Annotated in this window: 17 protein-coding genes and 1 pseudogene; 13 read left to right on the top strand and 5 right to left on the bottom strand. The window is 55.8% G+C overall.

Going from position 1 to position 25,633, the window contains the following annotated elements:
* Positions 1 to 116 precede the first annotated feature (116 nt).
* The gene (locus tag IDH45_RS28080) at positions 117 to 524 is read right to left on the bottom strand and encodes a VOC family protein (RefSeq protein WP_190931470.1); all 408 of its coding nucleotides are present in this window, start codon (positions 522 to 524) and stop codon (positions 117 to 119) included.
* A gap of 319 nt (positions 525 to 843) precedes the next feature.
* Here IDH45_RS28080 and IDH45_RS28075 point away from each other — a divergent pair, with 319 nt between their 5' ends.
* The 12 genes from IDH45_RS28075 (at position 844) to IDH45_RS28020 (ending at position 15,347) form a co-directional block, all read left to right on the top strand.
* A complete protein-coding gene (locus IDH45_RS28075; RefSeq protein WP_190931469.1) occupies positions 844 to 1,266 on the top strand; it encodes a hypothetical protein in 423 nt (140 codons plus the stop codon).
* A 118-nt stretch (positions 1,267 to 1,384) separates the two neighbouring features.
* Positions 1,385 to 2,011: a hypothetical protein gene (locus IDH45_RS28070; protein WP_190931468.1), complete on the top strand. Its 627-nt coding sequence runs from the start codon at positions 1,385 to 1,387 to the stop codon at positions 2,009 to 2,011.
* 128 nt (positions 2,012 to 2,139) lie between these two features.
* Entirely contained in the window at positions 2,140 to 3,117 is a 978-nt protein-coding gene (locus IDH45_RS28065; protein ID WP_379216774.1) for a sugar kinase, read from the top strand.
* Positions 3,118 to 3,160: 43 nt separating this feature from the next.
* Complete coding sequence (locus IDH45_RS28060) at positions 3,161 to 3,826, top strand: bifunctional 2-keto-4-hydroxyglutarate aldolase/2-keto-3-deoxy-6-phosphogluconate aldolase (protein WP_190931467.1); 666 nt, start codon at positions 3,161 to 3,163, stop codon at positions 3,824 to 3,826.
* A 413-nt stretch (positions 3,827 to 4,239) separates the two neighbouring features.
* Complete coding sequence (locus IDH45_RS28055; RefSeq protein WP_190931466.1) at positions 4,240 to 4,914, top strand: CatB-related O-acetyltransferase; 675 nt, start codon at positions 4,240 to 4,242, stop codon at positions 4,912 to 4,914.
* Between the two features lie 290 nt (positions 4,915 to 5,204).
* Positions 5,205 to 6,731 carry a glycoside hydrolase family 3 protein gene (locus IDH45_RS28050; protein ID WP_190931465.1) on the top strand — a complete coding sequence of 509 codons (1,527 nt, stop codon included), beginning with the start codon at positions 5,205 to 5,207 and terminating at the stop codon, positions 6,729 to 6,731.
* 152 nt (positions 6,732 to 6,883) lie between these two features.
* Complete coding sequence (locus tag IDH45_RS28045) at positions 6,884 to 7,798, top strand: ABC transporter permease (RefSeq protein ID WP_190931464.1); 915 nt, start codon at positions 6,884 to 6,886, stop codon at positions 7,796 to 7,798.
* A complete protein-coding gene (locus tag IDH45_RS28040) occupies positions 7,798 to 8,667 on the top strand; it encodes a carbohydrate ABC transporter permease (protein WP_190931463.1) in 870 nt (289 codons plus the stop codon). The genes IDH45_RS28045 and IDH45_RS28040 overlap by 1 nt, the downstream gene beginning before the upstream one ends.
* Positions 8,668 to 8,758: 91 nt before the next feature.
* On the top strand, positions 8,759 to 10,300 hold the full coding sequence (locus IDH45_RS28035) for an extracellular solute-binding protein (protein ID WP_190931462.1): 1,542 nt from the start codon (positions 8,759 to 8,761) through the stop codon (positions 10,298 to 10,300).
* Positions 10,301 to 10,464: 164 nt separating this feature from the next.
* Positions 10,465 to 12,333: a cache domain-containing sensor histidine kinase gene (locus IDH45_RS35130; RefSeq protein WP_190931461.1), complete on the top strand. Its 1,869-nt coding sequence runs from the start codon at positions 10,465 to 10,467 to the stop codon at positions 12,331 to 12,333.
* Positions 12,302 to 13,885: a response regulator gene (locus IDH45_RS28025; protein WP_190931460.1), complete on the top strand. Its 1,584-nt coding sequence runs from the start codon at positions 12,302 to 12,304 to the stop codon at positions 13,883 to 13,885. The genes IDH45_RS35130 and IDH45_RS28025 overlap by 32 nt, the downstream gene beginning before the upstream one ends.
* 160 nt (positions 13,886 to 14,045) lie before the next feature.
* Entirely contained in the window at positions 14,046 to 15,347 is a 1,302-nt protein-coding gene (locus IDH45_RS28020) for an ABC transporter substrate-binding protein (RefSeq protein ID WP_190931459.1), read from the top strand.
* A gap of 129 nt (positions 15,348 to 15,476) precedes the next feature.
* On the opposite strand, the gene IDH45_RS28015 is transcribed toward IDH45_RS28020, so the two are convergent.
* Positions 15,477 to 16,214 carry an HAD family hydrolase gene (locus IDH45_RS28015; RefSeq protein ID WP_190931458.1) on the bottom strand — a complete coding sequence of 246 codons (738 nt, stop codon included), beginning with the start codon at positions 16,212 to 16,214 and terminating at the stop codon, positions 15,477 to 15,479.
* 122 nt (positions 16,215 to 16,336) lie between these two features.
* Between IDH45_RS28015 and IDH45_RS28010 the strand changes: the two genes are divergently transcribed.
* On the top strand, positions 16,337 to 16,684 hold the full coding sequence (locus tag IDH45_RS28010) for a hypothetical protein (RefSeq protein WP_190931457.1): 348 nt from the start codon (positions 16,337 to 16,339) through the stop codon (positions 16,682 to 16,684).
* Positions 16,685 to 16,932: 248 nt separating this feature from the next.
* Here the strand turns inward: IDH45_RS28010 and IDH45_RS28005 are convergent, their stop codons facing one another.
* From IDH45_RS28005 to IDH45_RS34390, 3 genes and pseudogenes are all read right to left on the bottom strand, one after another.
* Entirely contained in the window at positions 16,933 to 21,474 is a 4,542-nt protein-coding gene (locus IDH45_RS28005; RefSeq protein ID WP_223837028.1) for a glutamate synthase-related protein, read from the bottom strand.
* A gap of 872 nt (positions 21,475 to 22,346) precedes the next feature.
* Positions 22,347 to 23,678: a glutamate-1-semialdehyde 2,1-aminomutase gene (locus IDH45_RS28000; RefSeq protein ID WP_317891307.1), complete on the bottom strand. Its 1,332-nt coding sequence runs from the start codon at positions 23,676 to 23,678 to the stop codon at positions 22,347 to 22,349.
* An 852-nt stretch (positions 23,679 to 24,530) separates the two neighbouring features.
* Positions 24,531 to 25,520: pseudogene (locus IDH45_RS34390) on the bottom strand (LCP family protein); the annotation flags it as partial.
* Positions 25,521 to 25,633 lie beyond the last annotated feature (113 nt).

Raw genomic sequence — 25,633 nt, 5'->3', positions numbered from 1 at the left:
AACGGATGACGACATACTGCCCTTCTCTAATGAAAGACGCCGCAACACGTCCCGGCAGCGGATGGAACGGGCTGCGGCGCTAGGGCTGGCCGCCTTTCAGACTCACAACCGGCAGATCAAGACTGGGCCTGTTCCGCCTTGGCGGTAATCATCCACTGGATTCCGTATTTGTCTTCGAGCTGACCGAACAAGTCGCCCCAGAATTCGGGCTTCAAGGGCTGAGTTACCTTACCTCCGGCCGCCAGCTTATCGAACGCATCGCGGGCTTCGGTCTCCGTTTCAAATTCCATGCTTTGGCTGATCGCATTGCCCGGATGGACAGGTTTGAAAGAATCGCACAAATACAACGGCACCCCGCCGGCGACCATACTTAAATGAATGATCTTGTCCTGGAGCTCCTCCTTCGCATCGGGAAGCTGACCGTAGGTCATGACGGATAAAATCTCGCCCCCGAACGCCTGAATGTAAAATTCGGCTTGCCCTTTCGCATCTTCCGAGAATATATAAGTCGTGTGTTTGGCCATTTCGCACGATCCTCTCCGGTTTCGATTATGGACCTCTGTTTCTTCTATTGTACCCTTTCGTCTATTCTGACGTTTCTTCCGGATTGCTATTCTAGACGCCGTTCCGGATACGCCCGCCAAGAAGCACAACTCCGGGCTTAATGATCTATGGGAAGTTTACAAGGATCAAATCAAGAAGGAAGCTGTTCGCGAGAGGGGCAGCTTCTTCTTTTTTTGCTGTTATTTTACGTTTCGGCGCGACTTTTTGGGGGCCAATTGGGTTTATTATTTTATAGGTAAGGAAATGCAGGGTTTGTGTTAGGAAGGGTCGGGTGATTATGTGAAGTGTGCATACAGAATCGCATGGTTCTCCCTGCTGCTGCTGCTGGTCGTCTCTTGTCAGAGCAGGGAGATATATAAGCCGGCTTCGCAAGCCGTTAGTAATTCAAACTATTCGGCACTCGCTCTGAGCAGAGAAAGCAGGGAGGGGCTGGAACATTGGAGCATAGACGTCGATCTGGGCGGGCAATGGTTTCTCGATTTAAAGCTCAAATATTTAAAAGAAGATCAAGTATCCAGGTTGCGAATCGATGCCTTCGGCTTCCTTGCCGAGTTCAGCACCGATAATTTCCAGGAAGGACTTACAACAAAAAAAATTAAAATAGAAGGCTTTCCAGAAAAAGCCGAAGTAAAGCTTACTTGGTGGAAGGGGGAAGAACAATACGAAGGGAAAGAAGTTTATCAGCTAAAATGGAGCAAGTAGGGACAGCGCATCATTTTCAGAGAGCAGTCGGCGTTCAGATTATGCCGTACCCGACATTTGCGGGTGAGACCAAAGCATTGTCCTATGAGCGTATCGCATACGCGGAAGGAGGTCAGCTATGAAAAGGTTAGCAATCGGTATGCTGCTCGTCCTGACGATCGCAGGATGCGAATCCGGCGAGCTCTTGCAAATAAATGAACAATTGACGAAGCAGGTGGCCGAGCTTGAACAAGAACTCCGCAGCCGGACCGGAGAGCTGCAACAACAAAACGAAACGATGAACCGACTCAGTGAGGAGGCTCGTCAGGCGAAACAAACGGTGCAAGAGCAGGACGCCGTCATCAACAAGCTTCGGGTAACGGAGGACAGGGTGAGACGGATCACGGAAAGCCGGGAGCTTGCATATACCGTCCTGGCTACAGGAGCCGGCAACAACCGGAACGAAATGGTCATCTATGTAAAGGGTTTGACGGATCTGAAGGACAAGGAAACGTTTCTGCTGAAGGCGGCCGTCCTGTTCGCGCATGAGCGCGAGGTCATTTTAACGTTCTGGGACGACGAGCGGCTCGCCAGGCAGTATAGTAGCGGAGACTTTGACGCGGAAGAGACGCTTTTCGGATGGAGCGGCTTCGATTCGCGGTTCGGCCGGATCGATACGACGAGAGCTCCCGCCGGGTTACAGCTGCACCTGAGCCGACACGACAGCGATAACCTGGAGTTTGGCCATTATGGAATAACGCCGTGACGGAACTGGCAATATAGCTAATGGTTCAGGTCTCGATCCGGGGATTTCAATTGATTTAAACGTTTAAACTTGTTAAGATGGTACAAAAGCGGCTATTTTGTGTGCAGATGATGGAGGATGGTCAGAAGATGTCGAAGGCGCATACTGGAGCAATCAACCCGTCCCCGGAGGTCGTCACTTTCGGCGAAACGATGGGATTAATGATGCCGACCGGCGTAAAAGGAATCGAGTATTCCGCCCAGTTCGAGAAATCACTGGCCGGTGCGGAGAGCAATGTGGCGATCGGAGTAGCTCGTCTTGGCCATACGGTCGGCTGGTTCGGTCATCTGGGCGCAGATCCGTTGGGACAATACGGGCTGAAGCTGATTCGCGGGGAAGGCGTCGATGTATCCCGCGCCCAACTGACCGAAGGCGCTCCGACGGGGCTCATTATTCGCGAGGTCGTAAACGGAAGGTCGTCGGTTTATTATTATCGGAAGCATTCGGCCGCCAGCCTGATGCAGCCGGTTCATCTGGATGAAGCATACATCGCCGGAGCCAAGCTGCTGCATGTAACGGGAATTACGCCGGCGTTAAGCGAATCGTGCCGGGATACGGTTCAGGAAGCGGTCCGGATCGCGCGCAAACATGGAGTGAAAGTATGCTTCGACCCGAATCTAAGGCTGAAGCTATGGTCCGCCGCCGAGGCAAGAGAAGTGCTGCTGGAGCTGGCCGAGCAAGCCGACTACTTCCTGCCGGGGCTCGACGAGTTGAAGCTTCTGTACGAAACCGACAATTTCGAACAAATCGTGGAACGGCTCGGTAAGCTGAACGCGGTCTCGATTGTAAAGGGCGGCGATGACGAAACCTATGTGGTCGAGAACGGCAGCGTCTCCGCGGTTCCTTATTTTAAAGCCGAGCGCGTCATCGATACGGTAGGGGCTGGCGACGGCTTTTGCGCCGGATTTATCGCCGGTCTGTTGAAGGGACATTCGCATACGGAGGCGGTCCGGCTCGGCAATCTGATCGGTTCGCTGGTCGTGCAGGCGTCCGGAGACTGGGAAGGACTGCCGACTTGGGCGCAAGTGCAGGCTGTTCTCCATAATGAAACGCACGTGGAGCGGTAGAAGCGGGCATCTATACAGATCGCAGAAGGGCGGAATATACATCATGAAAAAAATCAGACTGATTCAGCAAATCGCAGAAGAAGGAGTCGTTGCCGTACTTCGCGGCGATACGGCCGAAGAGGTCGTCCGGATGGCCGAGCAGGCGATCGCGGGCGGCATCAAGGTCATCGAAGTGACGATGACCGTACCGTTCGCATTGCGGGCGATCGAGCAGCTGGCGCAGCAGTATTCGAGCGCCCAGCCTGGCGCCGACAACTATGCGATCATCGGCGTTGGTACGGTGCTCGATCCGGAGACGGCGCGGGCGGCGATATTAAGCGGAGCGGAATTTGTCGTCGGGCCGTCGCTGAATCCGGCGACCGTTGCGTTGTGCAACCGGTACCGGATTCCGGTAATGCCGGGCGTGATGACGGTTCAGGAAATTCAGACAGCGCTCGAGCTCGGGGTGGACATCGTGAAGCTGTTCCCGGGCAACCTGTACTCGCCATCGATGATTAAGGCGATTAAAGGTCCGCTGCCGCAAGCAAACATTATGCCTACCGGCGGCGTTTCGCTTGCGAATCTCGGGGAATGGATCAAAGCGGGAGCGGCGGCCGTAGGCATCGGCTCCGACCTGACGAGCGAAGCGGTCAAGACGGACAACTTCGGGCTTATAGCGGAGAAGGCGGCCCAGTACATTGCGGCTTACCGCGAGGCGAAGGGGAAGTGAGCCCGGCTTTCAACAGGCACGGGAGCTATCTTTATTCCGCCTGATCATGCGAGGGGACGATCCAAAAGTCAATCTTTGATTTATGGAGCTTCCTCTCTCCTAGGAATGTACAGGCACAAAGACGATTCCAGCCCCGCTTATACCGTGGTTATGGGAGCGTCTTTGCGTTTCGTTCGTTGGGGACAGCTCGCTCGCTGATACCATTGAAAGCAGTCCTGCTCGTAAACGTGGAATAGGGAATTTCGCTATAGGTAAATTTGACGAACAAAAGATTCGTTTGTTACAATCTCCTAATCAATCGGGAAAAGGATGAGAACGATGGTGCGTCGTTTGAAACGGTTTAAGAATGTGGCTACTGGATTAAGCTTCTAAGTAAAAAAAGATTTTCATTACTTAGAAGCGAGGGAAACAAAATGAAACAGCATCGGTTTAACCACTGGTCGGAAATCAAGTATCTGAAGGATATGGTCACCAACCCCATGATCGAGGTAGGGGAATACTCCTATTACTCGGGTTATTACGATAATCATGATTTTGAGGATGGATGCGTCAGATACTTATGGGGAGATGAGAAATCCAGAACGTTATTTAACCCCATTGAAGACCATGGTTGGCATTTGGATAAATTGATCATAGGAAATTACGTCTGTCTGGCAAGTGGTGTAATTATTCTAATGGGCGGCAATCACAATCATCGTCCTGACTGGATCACCGTGTATCCGTTTGCAGAGCAGATTGAATCTTCTTATGAACCCAAAGGGGATACGGTCATCGAAAGTGATGCCTGGATCGGCATGAATGCAATGATCATGCCAGGTGTGAAGATAGGCGAAGGCGCCATTGTTGCAGCCGGATCGGTTGTTGCAAAAGATGTCCCGCCCTATACGATAGTAGGCGGCAACCCGGCCAAAGAGATCAAGAAGCGGTTTACGGACAGTGAAATCGAAATGTTAAAGGAAATGCGTTGGTTCGATTGGAAACGGGAGCAGGTTGAACGCGCCAGTCCGATCTTGTCGAGCTCTTCGATTAGCCAGCTTTATGAGTTTTATCTGAGGGAAGTACTGCCAAGTAATCCCCGCATGAAATAAAAACGAATAAGTTTAACGAGCAAAAGTCCCTTCTGGATAGCAAATTCAGAGGGGGCTTTTTTAACATTAAAAAAAACCGCCGGCTCCCTTTGCCATGTCACAATAGTACCGGAAATGGCACGCCCTTCCTCTGTCGTCGGGCGACAACCGCTTTTACAATTAGGACGATGCCTTTTCAAACTGATAGACAAGCTTTGAATTTGGTACCGGTAACCGGAGAGTAGACACAGCACACGGACAAACGCGTATGCAGGTATCGTAAAGCGCGGTCCGGAAGGAGAGCAGCCAGAATGAACATATCGAACATGACGCTGGAGCAAAAGGTAGGCCAGTTGTTCGCATTAACAAGCAAAGGCACGACCGTATCGCCGGAGACCCGGCAGCTCGTGGCGGAGAAGAAGCTGGGCGGCGTGTTTCTGAATATCGACAGCCTGCAGGACCCGGAGCAGGTGAAGCGGCTGACGGACGATTTGCAGCGGGAGGCGCTGACGAACGGCGCCGGCATTCCGCTGTTCATCTCGGCCGATTTTGTCGCGGGCGCGGGCTGCAAACTGAAGGGCGGAGCGGTTCATTTCCCCAAAAACCGGGCGATCGGAGCGGCAGGCGACGAGCGTCTCGCCTACGAATCCGGGCGTGTCACGGCGGAAGAATCGCTGGCGATGGGCGTTAATTTCAACTACAGCCCCGTAACGGACATTAATAACAATCCGGACAACCCGGTGATCGGTACGCATTCGTTCGGCGATGATCCGGAGTCCGTCTCTCTGCTCGCGAACGCCGTCATCCGGGGGTACCAGGATCACGGACTGATTGCGACGGCCAAACATTTTCCCGGTCACGGCGATACGAATATCGATTCGCACTACGACCTGCCTGTGCTGACGTTCGATCGCGAGCGGCTGGAGAAGTTCGAGCTGGAGCCGTTCCGCCGGGCGATCGCAGCGGGCGTGGAGGCGATTATGATCGGCCATATCTCGGTGCCGGCGCTGGACTCTACGGGGCTGCCCGCATCGCTCTCTTACGAGATGACGACCCGACTGCTGCGCGAGGAGCTCGGCTTTCAAGGGCTGATCGTGACCGACGGCTTGTCGATGAAAGGAATTACGAACCGTTATTCGATGGAGGAGGCTTGCGTCCGGGCGCTCCATGCGGGAGCGGACATCCTGCTGGGCACGGCGCGCAGTCACGAAGAGGCGCTCTCGATGGTGGAGACGGTGATGGCTGCCGTAACCGGCGGCGACATCTCCGAAGCGCGGATCGACGAGTCGGTAGCGCGGATTCTGGCTGTGAAGGAAAAGTACGGCCTGACGCGCGAACGGTTCGCAGAGGCATCGTCATCAGCGGCCGGCTGGTCCCGGCTCTGTGCCGAGCCGTCCCGGCGCGTCAGCCGGGAGATCGCAGAGATGGCGCTTTGCCCTCTTCACGGCATGACCGCCCTGCCAGCGGACGGCCAGCCTTGGACGCTGATTCGCGACGTCAAAGCGGAAATGTTCGCCGCCCGGCTGAAAGATCAGCTGGGTGGAAGGCTGGCCGGCGAAGTCACGATCTCTTCCTACCTGGAGCTGGGAGAGGCGCTGGACCGGATCGGGGGAGGCAGCCGTATTATCGTGGCCGTATGCCACAATAAACCGATCGATCAGGCTTATCTGGCACAGATGAACGAGCGGCTCCGCCAGCGCGGCGGCAGCGGCGTCCGCTGGGTGCATTTCGGCTCCAACTACGATGCGGACCATCTGCCCGATGTGCCGGTACTGCTCGCCTACGATCATGCCCCCTCGCTTCAGGAAGTCGCCGTCAGCCAGCTTCTCGGAACTTGATACCCGCTTGTACCCGGACTTCTGAGGCTGTATTTCAGTCACAGAAGTCCTGTCATTTCAACACAATTCCTCTAGTGAAAAGGTTCGCCCGCCTGCCACAATAAAGACATAGCCAAGTGGCGCCATCAATTATGTGGAAAGGTGTAACCTCGATGAAAACTGCAACCCGCGACAACTGGCGGAAGCATCTGCGGACGGAATGGCTGTTGTACGTGTTCCTGTTTCCGGGATTGCTTTATTTTATCCTCTTCAAGTATGTACCGATGTACGGCGTGCTGATCGCATTTCAGGATTACAGCCCGTTTCTCGGCATGAGCGGCAGCGAGTTTGTCGGCTTAAAGCATTTCGAACGTTTTTTTGCCGACGACGAGTTTCTGACCGTATTCCGCAATACGCTGCTGATCAGCGTATACAAGCTTGTATGGGGCTTTCCCGTTCCGATTCTGATCGCGCTAATGCTCAACGAGGTGCGAATCTCCTGGTTTAAACGGACGGCCCAGACCTTGTTTTACATCCCGCACTTTTTCTCCTGGGTTATTTTCGGCGGTATCGTCATTAACGTGCTGTCGGGTACGGGCATCATCAACACGGTTCTCGTCTTCTTGGGCTTCGAGCCGGTGTTGTTTCTGGGAGAGAAGGCGTACTTCCGGGGCATTCTGATCATCACCGACATTTTGAAGGAATCCGGATGGGCTTCGATCATTTACCTCGCGGCGATCACCGGGGTGGACCCGTCGCTGTATGAGGCGGCCCGAATCGACGGGGCGAAGAAGCGCCATGAAATCTGGCATATTACGCTGCCGAGCATCCGCAGTACGATTCTGATTTTGCTGGTGCTCCAGTTAGGGAATATTCTCGAGCTTGGCGTCCAGCAAATCTTCATGTTGTACAATCCGCTCGTCTACGAGGTAGGCGATATTATCGATACGTACGTGTACCGCGTCGGCTTGACCGAGCAGAAGTTCAGCTTCGCGACTGCTGTCGGGCTGTTCCAATCCGTCGTCGGACTGGTGCTCATACTGATCGCCAACCGGATTGCGAAGCGTTACGGGGGAGGGGTGTGGTAATGAACCGTTCTTGGTCGGAAAAACTCGGAAGTGCACTGAACTATACGCTGCTGGCCGGCTTCGGGCTGCTCACGCTGTTCCCGTTCCTGCATGTCCTGGCCCAATCGCTGAGCAGTCCGCATGCGGTCTCCTCCAATCAGGTGACGATTTATCCGATTGATTTTCAATTGGAGGCTTACAAGCTGCTTCTGCAAGACAGCGCGTTTTACAAATCGTTCGGCATATCGGTCATGCGGACAGTATTCGGTACGGCGATCAACATGATCCTGACGTGCCTGATGGCCTATGCCGTCTCGCGCCGGACGCTCAAAGGACGCAGTGCCATTATGGCGATGGTCGTATTCACAATGCTGTTCAGCGGCGGCATGATCCCGAGCTTTCTGCTTCTGAAAGAGCTGAGCATGCTCAATACGTTCTGGTCGCTAATTCTGCCTTCCGCAGTTAGCGCCTTTAACCTGATTCTGATGAAAAACTTTTTCGAATCGATCCCGGAAAGTCTCGAGGAATCCGCCAAAATCGACGGTGCCGGCCACTGGACGATCCTGACGCGGCTGTTCATTCCGCTGTCGCTGCCGGCCATTGCGACGCTGACGCTGTTTTACGCGGTGATGCACTGGAACAGCTACTTCGATGCGGTTATGTATATAAGCAACGCCGACTTGAACCCGCTGCAGGTGTATTTGCGGAACCTGATCGTCCAGAACGAATCGAATATCGAGCTTACGAACAACATGGGGCTGTTCCTCGTCGCTCCGGAAACGTTAAAGGCGGCGACAATTATGGCAAGCGTATTGCCGATGATCATTCTGTACCCGTTTCTGCAAAAGTTTTTCGTGAAAGGAGTGATGCTCGGAGCGGTGAAGGAATAAGGGCTCCGCAGCCGCTTTCGTCAGAAGGGAAGAGAACCAAGGCAAGAAGAGTTATACTAACAAAGACAAGAAAAGGGAGGCACCTTTCAACATGAAGCTGAGAAAAACACTTGTCGTCCATTCCTTGCTGGCCACAGTGCTGGCAGCGGGCTGCTCCTCCGGTCAAACGGGGCAAAAGGGCAGCGCCGGCGGAGCGGATTCGAAGGCGAAGGAGCCGGAGAAAGCGCCTGTCGTGAAAGTATTTATGTCCGGGGGCTTGAAATTTCCGGACGGCCAGACGATCAATGAAAATCCTTGGACGGCGATGCTGGAGAAGGAAACGAACGTGGACCTCGAGATCGAATACGGCCCGGCCACTCCGGATGATTTTATAAGCAAGCTGAACCTGAAGTTCGCTTCCGGCGACATCCCCGATTTCTTCGTCCTTCCGGCGACGAGCCAATCTTGGCTAATGGACAATGCGAAGCAGGGTGCGCTGATGGATCTCGGCGACAAAGTGAAAAATTACAAAAACTTGTCGAACGCCGTATTCCCCGACGCGTGGGAAGCCGCCAAATACAACGGCAAAATCTATGCCGTGCCGGTACTGAACGACGGGAACCTCGGAACGAACAACTTCTATGTGCGCAAAGACTGGCTCGACAAGCTGAAGCTGGACGTGCCGAAGACGCTCGACGACTTTCACAACGTCGCCAAAGCGTTCAAAGAGCAGGACCCGGACGGCAACGGCAAACTGGATACGTACGGCTTTATCGGCTACGATAATTTGAAAGGCTGGTCGGGCTTGTTCGGAGCCTTCGGTGTCATCCCGGACGAGTGGATCATCAAGGACGGCAAAATCGTCCAAGCGGACATCCAGCCCGAGATGAAGGACGCGCTCGCTTACATCCGCAAGCTGCACGCCGACAAGCTGCTCGATAACGAATGGCCGCTGACCAAAGTGAAGGCGTACACGGAGAAGGTCAGCAACAACAAGGTCGGGCTGTACGAAGGAAACTGGGCGGCAGCGCGCAACGAGATCAATACGAGCAAAACGAACGACCCTGCGGCAAACTGGATCGCCATCGATCCGCCGACCGGCCCTACCGGCAAAAAAGGCGTGTTCGGAGACCCGGCCTACAAGTCGTTCGCCGTCATTACGAGCAAAGCGAAACATCCGGAAGCGATCCTGAACATGCTCGACTGGCTGTCCGTTCAGAACAATATCGACAAGTTCGTGTTCGGCTTCGGCGAGTACGGCGAAAACTTCATGTATACGAAAAAAGACGGCAAGCTGGCGCTGAACTTCGAAAACCACAACAAGTACGGCTACCGCCAGCAGCTGATGTTCATGCAGCCGAAGGAACTCAATTCCGGTAAGATGGAGTCGCTCGGCGCCGATTTCAAGCTCGTCGACAATATCAACCTGTCGGTTAAAAACGCGATTCGCGACCAGTTCACCGGTTCGCCTACCCCGGGGATGATCGAGAATTTGAGCAGCCTGCGCAAGCTGCGCGACGAAACGTTCGTGAAAATCATTATCGGCGAGCTGCCGCTCGAAGCGTTCGACAAGTTTGTCACCGATTACAAAGCTAAAGGCGGAGACAAAATATTAAAGGAAGTTGAAGAGTGGTACGCCAAAAAAGGTAAGTAAGAGCATCGGGATGAAGGGTGCAGGCAGTCCCTGTAAACGGAGCGCCTCTTCGGACGCTAACGGCTTGCGTGCTCCGTTATCCTGCCTCCTATGATACAATTGGTGAAGATATAGTCAAGAAACTCAGAAAACGGGCATAACGCCCAGCAGAAGCGGTGATCGTCGTGAATCGAAGCAAGCTCGCCTTCTCCCGAAAACGCACTATTAAATCGACACTTCTTATGTTCGCGGTCGGCAGCCTGGCGGTATTTGCGGTGGTCACTTTCCTGTTGATTTTATGGTTTCAAAACGTGCTGGAACAGAAAATCCGCACTTCGGCGGAGCAGGCGCTCGGAACGGCGATTTCCGGCATCGAGATGTATATGGAGAATACGGTCAAGCTGTCGGAATCGATCGCAGCAAGCGACAATCTGCTGAAGCAGCTGGGCCGGTATCCCGACTTCCGTTCGCCTGACGCGGTATGGCCGCTGCTCGAGGTGATGGGCGACCTGAAGTCGTTTTCCGTGGTGAACCAATATATCGATTCCGTCGGAATCTATAACGAAACGTCGAACAAAATGCTGACCACCAAGGACGGCATTTATTCGGCGTCTTCTGCATCCGATCCCGGCGCCAAGCCGGACTGGCTCCAAGGCGTGAAGGACTATAAAGGAACGCCGCTGATCGGGGCCGATCTGATCGCCTCGGCGCCTTCCTATGCAGAGAGCCACAGCGGCCTTGTCAGTGTGGCCCGGCTGCTGCGTGCGTCCGACGGCGGCGGAGCCAACGTGCTTCTCGTTAATACGGAGAAATCGATCTTCGAGATGCTGGTCGGCGACAGCCCGCTGTGGAAGGGAACCGGCATCCTGATCTATGACGGAGGCGGGAACGTGATCTGGAGCAAGGGTGACCCGGATTTTCAACATGCGGCGGCGGGCCGGATAGTACCCGAACAGCCGCAAGACGGGCATGGCGGGGAAGCGTGGCGCTTTCCGGCTTCCGAATACGCGCCGGTCGCACTGGGGGATCGTGAGTACCGGTTCGTCCAGAAACAGTCTGAGCTGACGGGCTGGAAGGTGGCCATGTGCATTCCGGAAGAGGAGATCATGGGCGAGATCCGGCGGATGAAGCTGCTGCTGTACGCGGTGCTCGCCGTATTGGTGCTGCTTTCTTTTGCACTGTTCACGCTGCTGTATATGCAGATTTCGACTCCGATCCGCCAACTGATGGCCGGCATCCGGCGCGTCGAGAGCGGGGCGCCGTTCGTCCCGGTGCCCATATCGAGGATGGACGAATTCGGTTATTTGCAGAAACGGTTTAACGATATGGTCGTCAATGAGCAGCAGATGCGCCAAGCGATGTTCGAGCAGGAGCTGCGCGGCAAGGACGTGGAGCTCAAGCTGCTGCAATCGCAGATGAATCCGCACTTTCTGTACAATACGCTGGATTCGATCTACTGGGCGGCCGAGCGTTCGGACAATAACGAGATCAGCGACATGGTGCTCGATTTGTCGCGGTTTTTTCGGCTGAGCTTAAGCAGGGGCAAGGAGTTCGTTACCGTTCGCGAGACGATCGACCATCTGAAGACGTATATCCGGATTCAGCAGTTCCGGCATAAAGGCAAGTTCGAAGTGGAATGGGACATCGATGGTACGCTGCATGAGGTGAAGATCATTAAGCTGATGCTGCAGCCTGTCGTGGAAAATGCGATCGTTCACGGTCTGGAAGCTTTGGCTGACGCCTGCCGGCTTCGGGTGAGAACGGTTCGGGACGGGCCGTGGATCTTGTTCGAGGTGACGGACTCGGGTATCGGCATTCCGGCTCCCCGGCTTAAGGAGCTGCTGGAGGCCGTGCGCGACGAACGGCCCGAGGGCGGGAAGACGTACGGGTTGCGCAATTTGTATCAGCGGCTGCGGCTCATATATGGCGAAGAAGATATGCGATTCGAGATGACGAGCGAACCGTTCGGCGGGACGACCGTGGCGATCCGGATCGCCGAGTCCAGATTGGAGGGGGGCCGCCATGAAGATGAAGGTGATGATCGTCGAGGATGAGCCTAGAGTACGGGAAGGGCTGTCGGAGGCGATCGACTGGAACGAACACGGGATGGAGCTGGTCGGGACGGCCGAGAACGGTCTCGACGGGCTTGAGGCGTTTCGCCGTTATCGGCCCGACCTGGTGCTTGCCGACGTGCGGATGCCTGTCATGGACGGCCTGCAGATGGCGGAGCAGATTGTGGAGGAGCAGCCGGAGACGCTGCTGATCGTGCTTACCGGTTATGACGAGTTCGAATACGCGCAGAAAGCGATCCGGCTCGGCGTCCGCAATTATTTGCTCAAGCCGATCGGCAAGCGGCAACTGCTCGAAGAGCTGCAAAGCGCGAGGGACGATTGGCGCGAAGCTCTGGAACGCAAGCACGACACCGAGGCGATACGCCGCAGCATGGAAAGGCAGCTGCCCGTCCTCCGCTCGGCTTTTATGGAAGACTGGTTGAATGGGGAAGGGAAGAGAACCGGGCCGATCGGCGAGAAAATCGCCTTCTTCGATCTGCCTCTCGACGATACGGGACTTGCGGCGGTGGCGGTGTTCGAGCTCGACCGGACCGAGTCTCCCGCTGACGATCCGCTGCTGCAATTCGCCATGCACAATATCGTCTCCGAGCAGTTGGGAGGCTGCGGCATCTCGCATCTGCGGGGCAACGGACAGACGGTCGTCATCTATCAGTCGGTCACCGCCAAAGACAGCTTGAGCGAACTGCTTTTATGGGTGGAGCGCGCCAAGCGGGAAGCGGCACGGTATCTGAAAGTATCGATTACGGTCGGTGTCGGCAGCCGGGTGGTGCCGCTGGCGGAAGTGCCGGCTGTGTTCACGGAAGCCCAGCAGGCGCTGCGGCTGAAGCTGTCGGTCGGAGCGGGACTCGTCCTGTACGAGGATCTGGTGTTGCCTCCGTCCGGACACTTGCCGCTGCTGACCGACTCCGATCAGACGCTGATCGTTCATTGCGTCGAGCTGAACGACGAAGCGGAGCTGGAGCGCGTGATCAGCCAGTTTTTCGACAGCGCCAAACGTCTCGATCCTCCTCATAAATATCCCGAGGAGCTGTTTTTCCCGTTTGCGGGACTGTTCGTGTCGCTCGTGCACCGGTTGGGCCGAGGCGTGAGGAGCGTGCTGGACGAGGAAGACTACAAGCTGTTCCGTTACCCGGAGCAGTTCCGCTCGCTGGATGAGATGGGCCGCTGGTGGTGCGACCGGTTTATCCGGATCAGCCTGCAGTTCGACCATTACCGGAAGGCGCGCAAGGTCAAGCTGATGGAGGCGGTCATGACTTATGTCGAGGAGCATATCTTCGACAAAATCACGCGCGAGGATGCGGCGGAACATATCCGCATCAACTCCTCCTACTTAAGCAGGCTGTTTCGCGAAGTAACCGGAGAGGCGTTCTCCGATTTCGTGCTCCGCAAAAAGATGGAAAAGGCGATGAGTCTGCTTCAGGAGGAACAGGCGCTTGTGTACGAGGTGGCGGACCGGCTCGGGTATAAGGACCCGAGCTACTTCTCACGGGTGTTCAAGAAGTATACGGGACGCAGTCCGTCCGATTTTGCCTGATAGATCGTTGCCGATCGCGGCTGCTCCTTTTTCCGCGCCTTCCCTTTCCTTACAAAAAAGGATATGCAGATTGCGGGATAATTGCATGTTCTCCACCCCGGCGGCTATCGTATGATGATTACGAATAGAGGATGTGCAAAGGGGAAAAGGGAGGGGTAAGATGAACAAGAAGATAGGGGTAAAAAACTGTATGGTTCCGGTTTCCGCCGCCGTTCTGCTGCTTCTCCTCGCCGCGTGCGGGGCTGAGAAACAGCAGACGACGGCGGAGGGACCGTCCGGTACGACGCCGGTGAAGAAGGACCCGGTCAAGCTCGTCTTTTATTCGACGGCAGGCTGGACGCAGGAAGCTTTCAACGAACGGTTCGGCGATACGATGAGGAAGAAGTTTCCGGGGTATGAGATCGAATACGTCGCCTCGGGCAAAGGGATGGAGTTTCCGGATATGCTTTCCGCGGGAGCGCAGATCGACGTCTACTGGCAGGCGGTGGACAATACGATTCCTCATCTGCTCCAATACAAACTGGAATACGATATGACGGAACTGATTAAGAAATACGGCGTCAATTTGAACCAACTGGAGCCCTCCTCTGTAGAAGCGGCGAGGTCGATGTCAAACGGGAAAATGTATGCGCTACCAATCGTGAATAATGCGGCCGCCCTATACTACAACAAAGATTTGTTCGACAAGTTCGGCGTACCGTATCTGAAAGACGGAGTGACCTGGGACGAAGTGATCGGGGTGGCCAAGCGCATGCGCAGGACGGATGGAGGGCTTGAATATTACGGCATCGGAAGCGATGTTCAGCCGCATCTGAATTTGAGCTCCTTATCGATCCCGTACGTCGATCCGAAGACGGAGAAGCCGACCATTCTGACGAACGGCGGCTGGAGCACGATCTTTAACCAGCTTATTGAGATGAAGAAGACGACGGACTACAAGTCGCTTAATGCGAGCAACTTTGTTCAGGAGAAAAACTTGGCGATGGTTGACGGGCTGGCCAACGCGTTTCTGAACTTCGATATGACAACGCTTAATTGGGATCTGGTCAGCTATCCCTCCTACAAGTCCGCGCCCGGAATTGCCTCACAGCCGCTGCCTACGATGTTCGGCATTACCTCGATCAGCAAGCATAAGGAAGCCGCTGCCGAAGTTCTCGCCTATATGCTGTCCGAGGAGGTGCAGAAGTCGTTGTCCGAGCGGGCGATCATTCCGGTGCTGCAAAGCGACGTAGTTATGAAAGCGTTTGCGAAAAACAGCAAATACAAAGATAAAAACTTTCAGGCCATTCTTGGCAAAAAGTTCGCGCCGATTACACCGAAAGTTACGTACGAAGCCAAGGCCCGGTCCATCTACGGCAAATATGTCCCGGATCTTGCCAAAGGCACGATCGATCTGAACACCGCCTTCCGGCAAATCGACGAGGAGATGGTCAAATTGATCGCGGAGGAGAAAGCGAAGTAGCCGGCCCGATAACGGTGGAGCGAAACCGGAAACGCCCCTTCAGAGCGAAAAATGAAAAGCGAAAAGCCTTCACCCTTTTAGTGGGGATGAAGGCTTCTTTTTGCTGCAAGCGATAAGATCAGGGCCGAATCAGGCCAGGCTGTGTTTACGGATGGCGGGCGGAACGTCGAGCAGCTTGTTCAACTGCAGGAAAGCGCGCTTCGGCTTCACGAGAATATCGATGATGTTGAACGACCACTCGGTGATGGCCGGAATATGAATGGCATTAATGCCGGTCTCCAGCGCCGGAACGACATCGGTACGGATCGAATTGCCGATCATCCATGTCGCATTGCGGTCGAACTTGCTCCGGGTCAAAATCGATTCGAGCACTTCCGTCGTTTTATGGGGAGAGATAAACAACCGGTCGCCGAAGAAAGCGTCCAGTCCCATTCTACTCACCTTGCCTTGCTGGATCGAAGGTTCACCGCCTGTATATAGAAACAGCTCGTGCCCTGCGTGCTGGAGCTTCTCCAGCGTCTCCGTCATGTCCAGGTAAGGCTCGATCTCGGGAAATTCGTATACGCTATTGCCCAGCTCATACAGCCTTTTCCGTTCTTCTGCGCTGGGCTTCCGCCCGGTTTGGGCTGAGAAGTAGACGTACGTCTCCAGAAACGACTGGGGAAAATGACCGGCGGCAAACCCGAGCTTGTGTACGCCGGCAATATCGAACTCGGACTGCTTGCGGCGCACCTCGTCTTCGGTCAGCCGATACCCATTGAACCATATCGTCATCAGATCGGCGAATTGGATCAGCACCGCGTCGAAATATTTGTTGCAATGAATCAGCGTATCGTCCAGATCGAACAGAATCGTTTGTTTGGGCATGCCGCATTCGCCTCCTTGTACGGATGAAATTCTTTTAGCGGGTACCCTCTATTGTAACACGATTTGCGGGGCATCCTAAAAAGGTTTCGTAAATCTTGCAACAGGAAGAAGGTGGAGCTAGCATGAGCATAACGAACAAAGCACATTCCGGCCGGTGGAAAGCGCGGCTTGGCACAAGCGGGCTGACCGCGGCGGTCCTGCTTCTGACCGTAACGGCGACCGGCTGCCAGCAGACGAATTACCGGATGAAAGAGCAGCAAAACCCGAATCAGGACACCCGGGGCATCCGGGATGAGCGTTACCTGGAGGACCGGGTGAATACGAACCTTCCGCAAGGCGGTACGACTCCGCAGGACGTATACGATCGGCAGCAAAACATTCGCCCCGGCGACGCAAACGGCGGCAATCCGCCGACCGTGGAAGGGGACAACATCATCGAGCCGGGCTCGATGAAGCAGATTTATCGCTAGGCGCGATCGTTATCGAGCAGCGCCGGGAGGGGCTGTACCCGAAAGGTTCGCATGACATGGAAGTGGAGCGTTCCAATTACCAAACGAAGGCTCTCAGTATGGTCTTAGCGGGATTGTGCCATCCGTACCGTACGGCAGCGCGCCTGATTGATCCCGGGTACCGACAGGAAAACCCCCGGTGCTCTGCCCAAGCAGAGTTCCGGGGGTTCGTTATAAGTGCTGCGTAGTTGATCCTCGATCTTCCAAAATTATTCCGTCGCTACCGACTGATCGGCCTGCATGCCGACCGGCGAGATGCGTACGAAGTTCGCGTCCAGGTCGCCCAGCAGCGCTTCGATACGGGCGGCCGTTTCCGTCTGTCCGGAAGCTTGCAGCTCGTCACGGTAAGCGCCGAGCAGCCCGGTCAGATCGGCGCGGCTTTGCGTGCCGAGCGGCTGAATGCTGACCTTCGCGCCTTTGGCGATGCGTCGCTCGATCGCTTGCGTATCGAGGCCCATCTCCGGCACGAGGCGCTGGTAGATGACGCCGCCGGTCATCCCTGCACAGATCCATGGACCCGGATCGCCCATCACGACGGCACGGCCGTTCGTCATATACTCGAACGCGAAGCCTTTCAAGTTCGCACGGCTCGCGATCGAACCGAGCGCGTCTTGAAGCGGCTGGGTCACTTCGCCGCCGAAGATGACGTCGGCGCCCGACAGCCGGATGCAGGCACGGGAGTCCGCGCCGCCCTGTACGATAAACAATCCTTTCTGCGCGCCGTAGCAGTACGATTTGCCGACAGAGCCGTCGATCCGCACTCCATTTTTGCCAGGTGCTTTCAGGATGGCGACTTTGCCGCCGAACGACATTTTGCCGACGCCGTCCTCGGCTCCGCCGTGTACGGTAATGTTCACGCCGCGGGCGTTGAAGGCGGCTAGGCCGTTGCCCGGCACCGAGCCGTCAGCGAGCGTAAGCGAGACTTCCGGCAGGCTGTCGTAGCTGCCGTCGAACCGGTCGCGGACGCGATGGCTGGAGAAGCGGCTGCCGATTATACGCGATTCCGCGTCGATTTTCGACCATCTGCGCTCCACGGCCCGGTCGAACGCGAGTACGTCCGGATAAAACTCTTGGCCTTCCGCGCCTGCGGCAATCCGGATATCGGACGATACGGCCGCAGCCGCTTCCGCCTGAGCGTCAGCCGCTTGCAGGAACGACAGCGGAGCCGGACGAAGCAGGTCGGACAGATCGATCCGGTCCAGATGGTCGACCTGCTTCAGCAGGTCGGAGCGCCCTACGAGCTCCTGCAGAGTGGTGTAGCCGAGCTTCGCCACGATCTCGCGAATCTCGTCGCCGAACTGGCCGAACAGACGAACGAGCGAATCGACGGCCAGATCGAACTGGCGAGGCACGAAGCGGCGAAGTCCTTTTTCCTCGGCTTCCTCCATATGATCGATTTGGGTGGCGATCCCGACATGGCACGTATCGAGATGACAGCCGCGGCAGGTCGTACAACCGATGGCAAGCATCGCGATCGTTCCGAAGCCGACCCGGTTCGCGCCGAGCAGCACCTGCTTCACGACGTCCGAACCGGACTTCATGCCGCCGTCGGACCACAGCTCCACTTTGTGGCGGAGGCCCGCTTCGATCAGGGCGACGTGAGCGAGCTTCGTCCCGATCTCGGTAGGCAGCCCGACGTGCGTCAGCGAGTGAATCCGCGCCGCACCCGTGCCGCCGTCGAAGCCGGACAATGTAATAACGTCCGCGCCGGCTTTGGCGACGCCTACGGCAATCGTGCCGATTCCCGGAACGATCGGTACTTTGACGATAATTTGCGCCTTGCGGCCGCTTGCTTCCTTCAGCTCGGAGATCAGCTGCGCCAGATCCTCGATCGAATAAATGTCATGGTTGTTCGATGGCGAGATCAGGTCGGAGCCGATCGTCGCATTACGGGCTGCGGCGATTTTGGCGGTAACCTTGGAACCCGGCAGATGGCCGCCTTCGCCCGGCTTTGCGCCTTGGCCGATCTTGATCTCAAGGAACGCCACGGCGTTCGCCAGCTCGACGTTGACGCCGAAACGTCCGGACGCGACCTGGGCTCCGCGGGTCCGCTTGTAGCGGCCGAGCATATCTTTGATCTCTCCGCCTTCACCGTTCATCGTCACCATGTTAAGGCGTTCGCCGGCTTCCGCATAGGCACGGAACGCCGTTTCGTTCTGCGAACCGAACGACATGGAGGAGATGAGCATCGGCAGGCTGTGCTTGCCGACCGAAATATCGACTTCGGACGGATCGACCGGCTTGCGCCCCGACTTATCATAATCGAATTCGGCGACGTGACGAATCGAGATCGGATTTTTCTTTTCTTCCTCATACAGCTTGTCGCGGTATTCGCTGTAAGGCGCTTCGCCCGATGCGGCGTCGCCGAGCGCTTTCCACATCCGCTGGAAGAAACGGAAATTTTTCGCCGCTTTCGCCTTCGGATTGTGATAATCCGTCCAGCGAGCTTCGGCTTCCTTCTCCAGCTCGGCATAGCCGGTGCCCGCTTGTTCGCTGCCTAAATAATTAACGATATCAAGCACTTCCGCCAGCTCCGGCTTTAATCCGATCGAGGAGAAGAAGCGGGTATAACCGCGCAGCTCGTGCGTTCCGATCGTGGAGATCACTTTCTCCAGCCCTTTTTGAAGAGTCAGCAGCACTTTGCGGGCTGCAGCGGCGCCGTCTTTGACAGCGGCCGTCTCGAACAGGATGTAAGGAGAGACGATTTCCGCGCCCAGACCGCAGGCCAGCGCAATATCGTGCAGATTGCGGATGGAAGCGGAACGGACCGCAATCGAAGCGCGGCGGCGCAAGTTGTCGCCGGACCCGAGCTTGACGGCGCGCAGCGCAACATCGATCCTGGAGATAGCCAGATGCGGGTCCATCCACAGGTTGTCGTCCTGATGCACGGCCGCGTCGTCGAGCAGCACAAGGACCGCGCCGTTTCGGACGGCGTCGACAGCATCCAGTGCAAGCTGGTTCAGAGCGCCCTGAAGCGACGATCCGCGCTTGAACGACAGCGATAAGCCCGCCACCGCGTGTTCGCCCTGTTTCCGGCATTCCGCGATAATTTGCTCCAGCGACATATGGCCGATCTCTTCCAGCGACCCGATCCCGTTCTCGCCTTCGAGCACCATCGGCGCCATAATCTCGAACCGTGTCTCGCTGCCCGGCTGCCCGTAGACGGAAGGACGGCGTCCGATGATAACGCGGGTGGAGAAATGCTCCTGCTCGCGGTCGCGGTCGATTGCCGGATTCGTGACGACGGCTACGCTCTCTTTAATAAAATCGGGAATGTTCTGACGTTCCCAATGAATGGCCGCGTGCGGAGCGTCGTGTCCGAGCGAACGGATCGGCTCGGCGCCCGTCTGCGCCATCGATTCGATCATCTGGATGCCGTCGCGGTCCCAGCCGAACGCGCTGTACACATTATCGGTAGCGGCAACTTTAGGGAACCGCTCGACAGCTGCATCCGTCTTGCCGAAAGACAAGTGGCCGCCCATTCCTTGCAGGTTGATGCGCGACTTCGTCCGTTCCAGCACGAGGCTTTGCAGCTCGCCGTAAGGGACGACGCGAACCGGATGTCCAGGGGTCAGCACGACGCCGATTTTCTCTCCCGGGGCGGTAGGCTTTGGCTCGGCGACCATTTCGTCAACCGTGATGATGCCTTGCTCGGAGGAGAAATAAAGCGACGTCTCGCTTTCGACCATCCAGACCGGACGGAGCCCGAGAGCGTCTACGCTGAATACGCACTCGTTGCCGTAGCGCGATACGATGCCTGCCGGTCCTTGAGCATAATGGCCCCAGATCTGGCGATAATACATATACAAGTCTTGCAATTCCGGACGGAACAGCTTGATTTCATTATGAATCGGCGGGAAGACAAGCTCCATCGCTTCGAACAGGCTCATCCCGAAACGGTGAATAAAGGTCTCGATTACCCGGTTCATATCCTGCGAATCGCTTCCGCCGTCGACGAGCGGTACGCCGATCATGTCGGCTTCGTAACGCATTTTTTTCACCGTATTGATCTCGCCGTTATGTCCGAGCAGGGAGAAGGGCTGGACCCGGAAAAAGCTCGACAGCGTGTTCGTCGAATACCGGTTGTGGCCGATCGTCACTTGAGCCGCGAACAACGGATCTTGCGTGTCTTTAAAATATTTGGGCAAAATGCTCGCTGCGCCCATCACTTTGTAAGCGGCCGTCACATTGCTGAGCGAAGCTACGTGCACCGTGAAGCGGTCTTCGATCGCTGCATGCAGCTCGAACAGGTGATCGGTTGCCACTACGCCTTCTTGCTCGCACAGGGCGGCTACCTGCCAGAAGCACGGCTCGTCGAGACGTCCGCTCCGGCCCAGCACGCTGCTGTCCGTCTGCGCCTCTTGTTCGATCAGAATCCGAATGCCGCGCTCCGCGAACATCGAACGGATCGTCTCTTGAATGTCCGCTACGGATTGATCCAGCTTGCGCGGAATGAAGATATGCGCGATCGAGAAGTTCGGGTCTTCGGCCAATTGTCCGGACAAGCCGGCGTCTTCCAGACGTTTCGCCCAGAGCGCCCGCGGGATATCGGTCAAAATGCCGCAGCCGTCGCCTTCGCCGTCGATAAACCCGGAGCGGTGCTCCATCTTGACGAGCGCGTCGATCGTTTTCTGAATATTGTCACGAGACGGGTAGCCGTCTTTTTCGATAATACAAATAATGCCGCAGCTGTCGTGCTCGGTCGTTAACAGGTCCTGAAAACGACCCTCGTTGATCATGGATGTATGCATAGTATAATTTCAGCCGGTACTTCGAGGGAGCCTAAAAAAACCTTCACCGGCCTACTGACCTCCTTAATTGGGTTAAAGAACCTCGCCAGACGACAAAGAAACGTACGCTTCTTCGGTTACGTCATGTCCTAAGTCCTGTTGTGCATCAGTCACTGCTGTCGTGTCGGATTATAGGTCGCCGGTTTTCGGTTAAGGGGTTGTAGGTTTTTAATGGGTTTAAGGTTTTGGTTTTTGGTTTTTGGTTTCAGATGGAATAAAGGTTGGTTTATGGGATTAAATGGGTTTTTGATTTAGAGTTATTGGTTTAAGGTTTTAGGTTTTAGGTTTTTGGTTTAGGTTTATGGGTTTTGGTTTTTGGTTTTTGTTTTTGGTTTAGAGTTTTTGTTTGGGTTATAGGTTATTGGTTTTTGGTTTCAATGGTTTAGGTTGTATTAGTTTATAAATGGGTAACAGGTGTTGTGACAAACAGGGTTAACGTTGAAAAAAATATTCGGCCGTGCGTGTACAACGTTTTGCCGTCCATGAGGACGGGCCGGTTCGACATCCGGTACAAAGGTTCTCGGGGACGGGTGGGCTGCTTCCAACGGCCGTTTCGAAGCGGGACCGCCCGGTGAGACGAAGGGACCGGATGACCTCACCTCTTTGGCCCGGATGGGCCGGATAGCGAAGAAATCATCCTATCAAAAACTACACTAAGAATCATAACACGAATTTTGCGATCCTTCAAGTAAATGTCAATTATTTTCAGAAAACATCAGTCCCCTAGAACGATATGGAAGTGTGCGCGTTAGTCGGATAAACCTTCACAAAAAATACACGAACATAGAATGAGATCGTCTCATTGAATGTTCGTGTATGTGGACAAAGCTATTTTATTTCATAGCGGAAAAAGCGCGGTCGGCCGCTTCGATGGTAGCGTCGATATCCGCATCCGTATGGGCGGTCGTCAAAAACCAGGCTTCGTATTTCGACGGGGCGAGACAGATGCCTTGATTCAACATCAGCCGGAAAAACAAGGCGAATTGTTCTCCGTCCGTCTGCTGCGCATCCTCGTAATTGCGGACCGGATGATCGCAGAAATGAGTGGAGAAAGCGCCGCCGATCCGGTTAATCGTCAGCGGTATGCCGTGCCTGAGAGCGCCGTCTGCGATACCGGCAGCCAGCTTCTCCGACAAGGCGCTCATCCGCTCGTATACGCCCGGCTGGCGAAGCGTCTCCAGACAGGCGATGCCGGCGGCAATGGAGGCGGGGTTGCCAGCCATCGTCCCTGCCTGGTAGGCGGGGCCAAGCGGAGCGACCCGCTCCATAATGTCGCGGCGTCCGCCGTAAGCGCCGATCGGCAGGCCGCCGCCGATAATTTTGCCCATGGCGGTCAGGTCGGGCTCGATAGCGGCGTGATCGGGGAAGTGTCCCCCCGCATACGTCTGGGCCGCTCCGTAATGCAGCCGGAAGGCGACGATCACTTCGTCGTAGATGACGAGAGCGCCGTGAGCCCGCGTCAGCCTGCACAAGCCTTCCAGGAAGCCGGACTCCGGCATGACCATCCCGAAATTGCCGACGATCGGCTCCACCATAACGGCGGCCACTTCGTCGCCCCAGCGTTCGAGGGCCGCCTCCAGCGCCGGCAGATCGTTATAGGGAACGGTGATGACTTCCTTCGCGATGCTGACCGGTATGCCGGCACTGTCGGGAATGCCGAGCGTCGAAGGGCCGGAGCCTGCGGCGACGAGGACGAGATCGGAATGGCCGTGATAGCAGCCGGCGAATTTAATGATTTTATCCCGTCCGGTGTATGCCCGGGCGACGCGGATCGTCGTCATGACCGCCTCCGTCCCCGAGTTGACGAAGCGGACTTTGTCCATAGAAGGAACGGCTTCTTTCAGCATCCGGGCGAACGTAATCTCCAGTTCGGTCGGAGTGCCGTACAACGTGCCGTTTGCAGCCGCTGTACAGATCGCCTCGGTTACATGAGGATGCGCATGTCCGAGGATGATCGGACCATAAGCGGCCATATAATCGATGTAGCGGTTGCCGTCGACGTCCCAGAAGTAAGCTCCTTGCGCCCGCTGCATAAAGACAGGCGCCCCGCCGCCCACCGCCTTGAACGATCGGGAAGGACTGTTTACCCCGCCGACGATATGTCGTTGTGCCTCTTCGTACAGCTGTGCGGATTGTTTCCGGTCTGGTTGCTGGATCATACTCATTTGCAATATCATCTCCTATATGAATTCAAACCGAATTCGCTGCAGAGCCGTAAGGAGGGGGTGGCTGCTGCTTCTGAATCGCGTTTTGGATGGAAGCAGGTGTGGATCTTTCGGGAATCATCTTGCTGCAGTCTCATTGTACCTGTTGCCCAACAAAAAATCACTACAGCCGTTGCCGGCTGTAGTGAGTGTTATTGCCATTCGTCAAAGTGTACTAAAACTAGAACGGTTCCAAAGTTTCTAAGAGCTGGTGCCGGTTTTCGGCGTGGTCGAGGACGATCCGCCGGAAGTGCCGCCACCTGTTGAGCCGCTGCTTGCCGGCGAACCTCCAGCAGATCCGTTCGTACCGCCGCCGGTTCCTTGGGACGGCTTCTGCGGAATGCCGTTACCGGTACCGTCGGGAATGATCGTAATATCGATCGGTTTTTCCGGTTTCGTGCCGCTTGGCGTACTGCCTGAGCCGGTTTTGCCTTCCCCGGCGTCCGGCTTATTGCCCGTGCCCGGCGCGCCTGTCGAGGTGGAGTCGTCCGGCTTCTTGGCGCCGTTCGTAGTGCCGGAGCCTGCCGTTCCGGTGTCGGGCTTCACCGCGGATGAACCGGAAGTGCTGCCGGACGCGGTACCCGGCTTCGTGCTTCCGGTGCTGCTCGGCGGTTTGGTGGAGCTTGTCCCGGTCCCCGTCGTGCTGCTGCCGCCCGAAGCCCCGGTCTTCGTCCCGCCGGACGTCGCGCCCGAGCTGGTGCCGGACTTGTCGCTGCCGCCTGCGGTTACGCCGCTGCTGCTTGACGAAGATCCGCTTCTTGCGGGAGTGCCGCCGCCGTTCGTGCTCGAAGCAGAGCCCGATCCGTTCCGCTCCGGCTCAGTTCCTTCCGTTTCGGTATCGTCGGAAGAGGAGGTGCGCTCCAGCTGGTTTTTGACGAACTGATGCAGCTTCTGCTTGTTGACTGTAATAACGGAAGCGCCCCCGATATTGTCCTCCTGCAGCAGGTTCAGCGGAGGGATTTGCTGGCTGTTGATGCCCTGGGCTTTGACTTCAAATCCGAGCGAACCGAGCTTGATCATATCGGTAATGGATATGTTGGTCGTGATGTAAGGATCGATTTTGTTCAAAATGCTCGGCAGACGCAAGATCGAAGAAGTTGTCTGAAGCTCCTCGGCGACGGCCGTCATGAATTTGCGCTGGCGTTCGGTCCGCGAATAGTCAGACATCGCGTCATGACGGAAGCGCACGTACTGGAGGGCGGTTTTGCCGTCCATATGCTGAAGCCCTTTTTTCAAATTAATGTCGAATTCGGGCTCTTCCGAATCGCGGTACTTCATATCCTTCTCGACTTCGAGCTCGATTCCGCCGATGGCGTCTACAAGCGCCATAAAGCCCTGGAAGTCGGTGTAAACGTAATATTGGATCGACAGGCCGAGCAGGTCGCCTACCGTCTTCATCGCCAGATTCGGGCCGCCGTTAGCGAGAGCGGCGTTGATTCTATCATCGCCATGTCCGGGTATTTTCAGGTAAGTATCGCGAAGGATGGAGAATAAATTCGCTTTTTTGGTTACCGGATCGACGGAGACCACCATGATCGTATCGGATCGGGGCACCTCGTTTTTGGAAAGCCCGCGGGCGTCTGCCCCGAGCAGCAAAATGTTGACCCGCTCCTTGCCCTCCCATTTCGGCGGAGCCTCTTCCTTCTGGCTCGTCGGCTGAGGTTTGAACTGAGAGAAAAGCGGATCATCCTGCTTTTCCTGAATATGATTGCCGAATTGGTATAAAGAATATCCATAATAGCCGACGACGCATAGGATGACCGCCGTGAGGGACAACGCGATCCATTTCACCTTTCTCCACATGCTTCCAACTCCTTTAGACCCGGTTCGACTTTTCCTTCTGGCGCTGTTTTCGTGTATCATAAAATTCGGGATCGTTCAACAAAATTAATGTATCCAAAATGTGCGGCAATATC

Source organism: Paenibacillus oceani, from assembly GCF_014705615.1.
Classification (GTDB): Bacteria; Bacillota; Bacilli; order Paenibacillales; family NBRC-103111; genus Paenibacillus_AB; species Paenibacillus_AB oceani.
The sequence above is the reverse complement of the archived record's forward strand: the minus strand, read 5'-3'. Positions and strand labels throughout refer to the sequence as shown.